At 63.5% G+C, this 6,159-nt stretch carries 10 protein-coding genes; 8 read left to right on the top strand and 2 right to left on the bottom strand.

Translation table 11 applies throughout. The features are described from left to right. Position 1 precedes the first annotated feature (1 nt). Genes CXR02_RS20565 through CXR02_RS20575 form a run of 3 tightly spaced genes read left to right on the top strand, consistent with a single transcriptional unit; the run spans position 2 to position 2,831 of the window. A complete protein-coding gene (locus tag CXR02_RS20565) occupies positions 2 to 886 on the top strand; it encodes an ABC transporter permease (RefSeq protein ID WP_104063677.1) in 885 nt (294 codons plus the stop codon). Further along, on the top strand, positions 873 to 1,700 hold the full coding sequence (locus CXR02_RS20570; RefSeq protein WP_104063678.1) for an ABC transporter permease: 828 nt from the start codon (positions 873 to 875) through the stop codon (positions 1,698 to 1,700). The genes CXR02_RS20565 and CXR02_RS20570 overlap by 14 nt, the downstream gene beginning before the upstream one ends. Positions 1,701 to 1,709: 9 nt before the next feature. Continuing rightward, a complete protein-coding gene (locus tag CXR02_RS20575) occupies positions 1,710 to 2,831 on the top strand; it encodes an ABC transporter ATP-binding protein (protein WP_104063679.1) in 1,122 nt (373 codons plus the stop codon). Between the two features lie 67 nt (positions 2,832 to 2,898). On the opposite strand, the gene CXR02_RS20580 is transcribed toward CXR02_RS20575, so the two are convergent. Then, positions 2,899 to 3,186, bottom strand: coding sequence for a YciI family protein (locus tag CXR02_RS20580; RefSeq protein ID WP_104063680.1), 288 nt, complete (start codon positions 3,184 to 3,186; stop codon positions 2,899 to 2,901). Between the two features lie 82 nt (positions 3,187 to 3,268). Here CXR02_RS20580 and CXR02_RS20585 point away from each other — a divergent pair, with 82 nt between their 5' ends. The 5 genes from CXR02_RS20585 (at position 3,269) to rpsN (ending at position 5,561) form a co-directional block, all read left to right on the top strand. Beyond that, positions 3,269 to 3,760: a MarR family winged helix-turn-helix transcriptional regulator gene (locus CXR02_RS20585; RefSeq protein ID WP_056342119.1), complete on the top strand. Its 492-nt coding sequence runs from the start codon at positions 3,269 to 3,271 to the stop codon at positions 3,758 to 3,760. Positions 3,761 to 3,834: 74 nt separating this feature from the next. Beyond that, on the top strand, positions 3,835 to 4,596 hold the full coding sequence (locus tag CXR02_RS20590) for an SGNH/GDSL hydrolase family protein (protein ID WP_104063681.1): 762 nt from the start codon (positions 3,835 to 3,837) through the stop codon (positions 4,594 to 4,596). A gap of 251 nt (positions 4,597 to 4,847) precedes the next feature. Further along, the gene (gene rpmB, locus CXR02_RS20595) at positions 4,848 to 5,084 is read left to right on the top strand and encodes a 50S ribosomal protein L28 (RefSeq protein WP_056342125.1); all 237 of its coding nucleotides are present in this window, start codon (positions 4,848 to 4,850) and stop codon (positions 5,082 to 5,084) included. Further along, positions 5,084 to 5,251, top strand: coding sequence for a 50S ribosomal protein L33 (gene rpmG / locus CXR02_RS20600; RefSeq protein WP_013602737.1), 168 nt, complete (start codon positions 5,084 to 5,086; stop codon positions 5,249 to 5,251). The genes rpmB and rpmG overlap by 1 nt, the downstream gene beginning before the upstream one ends. Before the next feature lie 4 nt (positions 5,252 to 5,255). Then, positions 5,256 to 5,561, top strand: coding sequence for a 30S ribosomal protein S14 (gene rpsN, locus CXR02_RS20605; RefSeq protein WP_026266887.1), 306 nt, complete (start codon positions 5,256 to 5,258; stop codon positions 5,559 to 5,561). 350 nt (positions 5,562 to 5,911) lie between these two features. On the opposite strand, the gene CXR02_RS22695 is transcribed toward rpsN, so the two are convergent. Further along, a partial coding sequence (locus CXR02_RS22695) for a hypothetical protein (RefSeq protein ID WP_219816467.1) occupies positions 5,912 to 6,159 on the bottom strand: 248 nt, incomplete at its 5' end.

The following is a 6,159-nucleotide window of genomic DNA, read 5'->3' on the forward strand; positions in this document are numbered from 1 at the left end:
CATGAGCAACGCAACCTTGCAACGCGCGCGTCCGGAGGGACGCGCCCTGGCACCGGAGCAGGAGAAACCCCGACGGCGGCGCACCACCTGGTGGCTGCTGCTGGCCCCGATCCTGGCCTTCGACGTCGTACTGTTCCTCAGTCCGCTGGGCAAACTGGTGGGCTCGAGCTTCACCGGCAACGCCTACCAGCGCGTCCTCGAAGACCCGCTGGTGGTCCGTTCCCTGATCAACACCCTGAGCATCAGCCTGGCATCCACCGTCGTCACCGTGGTCCTGGGCTACGTCATTGCCCTGGTGCTGTGGCGCTCCGGCACGGTGACCCGCGTGATCCTGTTCGCCGTGGTGCTGCTGCCCTTCTGGACCGGCATCCTGGTGAAGAACTTCGCGTGGGCCGTGCTCCTGCAGGACAACGGCATCGTGAACTCCTTCCTCCAGACGGTGGGCCTCACCGATGCTCCCATTGAGCTGCTGCACAACCGGCTGGCCGTGATCATCGGCATGGTTCACTGCCTGCTCCCGTATGCGGTGTTCCCGATTTTCTCCTCGCTGACCTCCATCGATGACCGGCTTGCCCTGGCGGCGCGTTCGCTCGGGGCCAAGGAAGCCTCGATCTTCCGCCGGATCACCCTGCCGCTCAGCACGCCGGGCATCTCCGCGGCAGGCTTGCTCGTGTTCATCATCAGCACCGGCTTCTTCATCACCCCGGTGGTCATGGGCGGACCCGGCGACATGATGATCGCCAACCAGATCGACTACTACGCGCGCCAGCTCACCGACTTCTCCGGGGCCGCGGCCCTGGCCGTGATCCTGACAGTGCTGGTCAGCATCCTCGTTGCCATCTACCAGCGAGTGCTCAAGGCGGGAGGCCAACATGCAGACAACTAATCCCCGGCAGCGACTGCTGACGCTGCTTTCCATTCCGGTGTTCCTGTTCCTGGTGGTCCCGACGGCGATCGTGGTCCCGGTCGCGCTGAACGACAGCCGCTACATCACGTTCCCGCCTGAAGGGATCTCGTTCGCCGCCGTCGCCGGGTTCTTCGCTGATAAGGCTTGGACCTCGGCCCTGACGGCCAGCCTCCAATCTGCAGTGATCGCCGTCGTGATCGGTGTGATTCTCGGCGCGACCGCGGCAATTGGCCTGCACGGACGCAAGTTCCCGGGCCAGCAGGCTGTCGTCGGGCTGATCCTGGCGCCGATGATCGTCCCCACCGTGGTGCTGGCGCTGGCGTTCTACCAGTTCTTCATCTCGCTCGGCGTGCTGGGCAGCATCCTCCCCATCGGCCTGGCGCATGCCGTCATCGCCACCCCTTACGTGTACTTGACCACGCGTGCCAGCCTTGCCGGACTGAACCCGGCGCTGGTCAATTCGGCGCAGAGCCTGGGCGCCGGATGGCTGTCCGTGTTCCGGCACGTCTACCTGCCGGTCATCCTGCCCGGGCTGGTTTCCGGGGCGCTGTTCGCCTTCTCGGTATCCATCGACGAGACCGTGATGTCGCTGTTCATGCAGTCGCCCAGCGCCACCACCCTGCCCGTGAAGATGTTCACCGACATCCAGTTCAACCTGACCCCCAAGATCGCGGTGTCCTCGGCCCTGTTGGTCACTGTGGCCACCCTGGGGCTGTTGTTCCAGGTCATGTTCGTTCTCAAACGGCGTTCCACCGCCAGGATGCTGCCGCTGGCCGTGTCCGCACCAAACTAAGGAAGGCCCATGACTACTTCAGTGATTTCCGCAGCAGCAAGCACCCGGACGACGGCGTCCAGGCAGGGTTCCATTGAACTCCGGCAGGTCCGCAAGACGTACGGCGACGTAGTTGCCGTCGACGAGCTGGACCTGGTGGTGGAACCCGGCGAATTCGTCACCCTGCTGGGACCGAGCGGATCCGGCAAGACCACCACCATGATGATGGTGGCCGGCTTCGAGGAGCACACGTCCGGGAGCGTCCTGATCGACGGAAAGCCCGTGGATTCGCTCCCGCCCCGGGACCGGAACCTGGGCGTCGTGTTCCAGAACTACGCCCTCTTCCCGCACATGAGCGCCCGCGAAAACGTGGAGTTCGCGCTCCGGATGCGCAAGGTGCCCAAGGCCGAACGGCGTCAACGCGCCGATAGCGCGCTGGAACGCGTGGGTCTGGGCAAGATGGGCGACCGCAAGCCCCGCCAGCTCTCCGGCGGACAGCAGCAGCGCGTGGCCCTGGCCCGCGCGCTGGTGTTCAACCCGGCCGCGCTGCTCCTGGACGAGCCCATGGCCGCCCTCGACAAGCGGCTCCGCGAACACATGCAGGAGGAGATCAAGACGCTGCAAAAGAGCCTCGGCATCTCCGTCCTTTTCGTCACGCACGACCAGGACGAGGCGATGGCCATGTCCGACCGGATCGTGGTGATGAAGGATGGCAGGATCGTCCAGTCGGGCCCGCCCGAAGAGGTCTACAACCACCCGCTCACGGACTGGGTGGCCAGCTTCCTGGGCGACACCAACCTCATCCCGTGCACCGTCCTGGAACGCAAGGACGGCGAGGCGCTGGTTGACCTCGGCGGCCTGGGCCTGGGCCGTGTGCGCGACCGCGGCGTCACCGGCGAGAACTACGCCGTGTCCATCCGTCCCGAACACCTCAAGTTCAGCTCCGAAGCAGGCCCGGACAACTGCGGCAAGGCGGCGCTGGTCTCCTCGACCAACCTGGGCGCCACGGTGCGCCACCGCCTCACGGCCGGCGGCCACGAGCTCCAGGTGCGCGAACTCAGTTCAGATGCGACGGGTCGGCCCGCGCCAGGCGCGGAGCTGTTCGTGACCTGGGAGCCGGACAAGGCGCAGCTGCTGGTTCTGGAGCAGTAGGTCCTTCCGGGGAGCTGCCGGGGATGCCGGGCAGTTCCCCGGTGCCTGCTGGCGCAGGGGCAGGGGCCTAGGTGTCCAGCAGGTTTTCGTAACCCTCCGCCACGGTCGTGGCGGTGAATTCGATAACTTCGAACTCGGCCACGCCGTTGCTGTAGAAAGGGTCCTTGGCCAACGCAGCATCCAGTGTGGTTCGGTCGGCCTTGGACAACAGCACACCGCCCACCGCGGGAACCTGGCGTCCGGACGCAAGGAACACGCCGTCGTCGAACGCCTGCTTAACCCACGCCATGTGCGCAGGGCGGTGATAGTCCACGATGTCTTCGGGCACCTTGTAGGTCAGCGATACAACAAACATAAAGTCAGCCTACCCGGATGGGTCCACGGGAACGGGTGCGTCACTTGAACGCTCAACCACGCTCTGCTTCTAGAATGGACGCATGACCGAACCGCGCTGGCTCAACGCCGACGAACGCCGTGCCTGGCTGGCACTCCTGAGCATCAACACGCTCCTGCCGGCTGCCCTGGACAACCAGCTCCACACCGCTGGCAAGGTGTCCCTGTTCGATTACAACGTCATGGCCATGCTGTCCGAAGCCGAGGGCCGCTTCCTGCCGATGAGCCAACTGGCCGCCCGTACGAGTTCGTCGCTGTCCCGGCTCTCGCATGTGGTTGCCAAGCTGGAGAAGCGCGGATGGCTGGAGCGGCGTCCGCACCCCCGCGATGCACGGGTCACCACCGCACACTTGTCCGACGTCGGGATGGCCACTTTGGAGGCACTCGCACCGGGGCACGTGGAGGCGGTGCGCACCAAGTTCCTGGACGCGCTGACGGAACGCGACGTCAATGACCTCGCCCGCATCGGCGAAAAGATCGTGGCCCGGCTGGACGATGACCACTGGATCCTCCGCGAGACCGAAAGCCGGCCATAAGCCGTCGCCCTGATGGACACCGTCCGGACAGGCCCGCCTTGGTTGCTCCCGGCAACAGATGAAAGACTGACGCCATGGACTTTTCGACCCGGTATGTAGCGCTCGGCGATTCCTTCACGGAAGGGGTCGGGGATGACGATCCCAGCCGCCCCAACGGCGTCCGCGGCTGGGCGGATCGCGTGGCGGAGCAGCTGGGCGCGGCGGATCCCGGCTTCGGCTACGCCAATCTGGCCATCCGCGGCAGGAAGCTCCTCCAGATCATGGCAGAACAGGTGGACGCCGCCGTCGAACTTAACCCCACCCTGGTGACCATTTACGCAGGTGCCAACGACATTCTGCGGCCCAAGATCGACATCGACGATCTGCTGGCGGAGTACGACGCCGGCATCCGCAAGCTGGCGGCCACCGGCGCCACAGTGGTGATGTTCACCGGCTTCGACGCGCGCGGCTCCAAGGTCTTCAGCACCATGCGCGGCCGCACCGCCATCTACAACGAACTGGTCCGCGGCATTGCCGGGGACCACGGAGCGTTGCTGGTGGACTACTGGCGCTTCAACGAGTACTACGACTGGGGCATGTGGGCCCAGGACCGGATGCACATGTCCGCCGCCGGGCACGCCAACATGGCCAAACGCGTCCTTACCGTCCTGGAGCACGACCACTCGATCGAAGTCCCGCCCATGACCCCGGTGCCCGAGCTGAACCGGGCCGAAGCCCTCCGCGCCAACGCCCGCTGGGTCCGCGAATTCGCCGGCCCCTGGGTGGTCCGCCGTGTCACCGGCAAGTCCTCGGGCGACGGACTGGCGCCCAAGTACGCCCAGCTCACGCGCCTCTGAAGCGGCGCCCTTATACACCGTCCGAGCCCGGATTGGTCTTTAATTGCGTGAACTCGTAGACTTGGTGAGCGCTAAGTGCGCGGAGCGTGCGCAATTGCTCCGGTGGCCCGGTAATTTTCTCCAGGGTAGCCGGTAGTTAGGGGCTCAAGTTGCGTGACTAACCGTTCACCCTGATCACTTTGGGTCGCACTTAGCCGCATGATCCTGCAGCAGATATGCGGATCATTACATTCAATTCTTGAGGAGAAGTCATGGCAGCACACTGCCAAGTGACCGGAGCCGAGCCGGGCTTTGGGCACAGCATTTCGCACTCGCACCGTCGCAACAAGCGTCGGTTCGATCCGAACATCCAGAAGAAGCGCTACTGGGTTCCGTCCCTGCGCCGTAACGTCACTCTGCAGCTTTCTGCAAAGGGCATCAAGACCATCGACGTACGCGGCATCGACGTTGTCGTCGCCGCCATCCTTGCTCGGGGAGTGAAGCTCTAATGGCTAAGGACAAGGACGTACGTCCGATCATCAAGCTCAAGTCGACTGCGGGCACGGGTTACACCTACGTGACGCGGAAGAACCGTCGTAACGACCCGGACCGTATGGTTCTGAAGAAGTACGATCCCAAGATCCGTCAGCACGTCGAATTCCGAGAGGAGCGCTAAACACATGGCTAAGAAGTCAATGATCGCAAAGAACGAACAGCGTAAAGTCATCGTTGAGCGTTACGCTGCAAAGCGCCTCGAACTGAAGAAGGCTCTGGTTGACCCCAACTCGACCGACGAAGTTCGCGAAGCTGCACGCCTCGGCCTGCAGAAGCTTCCCCGCAACGCGTCGCCCGTCCGTCTGCGTAACCGCGACATCATCGACGGCCGTCCCCGCGGTACCTTCCAGAAGTTCGGTATCTCCCGTGTTCGCTTCCGCGACATGGCTCACCGCGGTGAGCTCCCGGGCATCACCAAGTCTTCCTGGTAATCCAGCACCGCTGATTCCAGCTGCTTGAGAAGGGCCGGCAACCATTTGGTTGCCGGCCCTTCTGCGTTTAAGGCTTCCAGTGATCGTGCTCTTCCTGTTGATAGAGCCCCGTCTGGTGATCGAGCTTGTCGAGATCCCGCGCAGTGTTGGCCTTTGTGCTGCAGCACACAGAAGCTATGTACGACGGCGGCGCCCGGGTTTGGGTGCCGATACCGGCTTTGGGCCCGGAATGGCGGGGTTGGGGCCTGTTGTGGGGGTGGATTTGCGGTGGGGGTTGGGTGGGTGTATTGTTTTCTAAGTCGCCGCGAGGGGAACAGCGAAGAGCTGGTTACCGCGGGCGGCCAAACCCCCTAATTCAAGACCAAATGTTGGTTGTTCTTTTGAGCGCCTTTGTTTGGTGGGGATGTGTTTTCTGCTGGTGTGGGTCCTGGAATATGGATTTGCGTCGGGGCGGGAAAACGGGTAAGTTTGAAAAGTTGCTCCGGAGCGATCCACGGCCGATTGGTTGTGGTGGTGCCGGGTGTGTCTGTTGTTTGAGAACTCAATAGTGTGCCAAGTTTGTTGATACCAATTGTTTTATTGATTGGTTGTTTTGGCT

The sequence above is a fragment of the Arthrobacter sp. 4R501 genome, assembly GCF_002929755.1.
Taxonomy (GTDB): Bacteria; Actinomycetota; Actinomycetes; order Actinomycetales; family Micrococcaceae; genus Arthrobacter.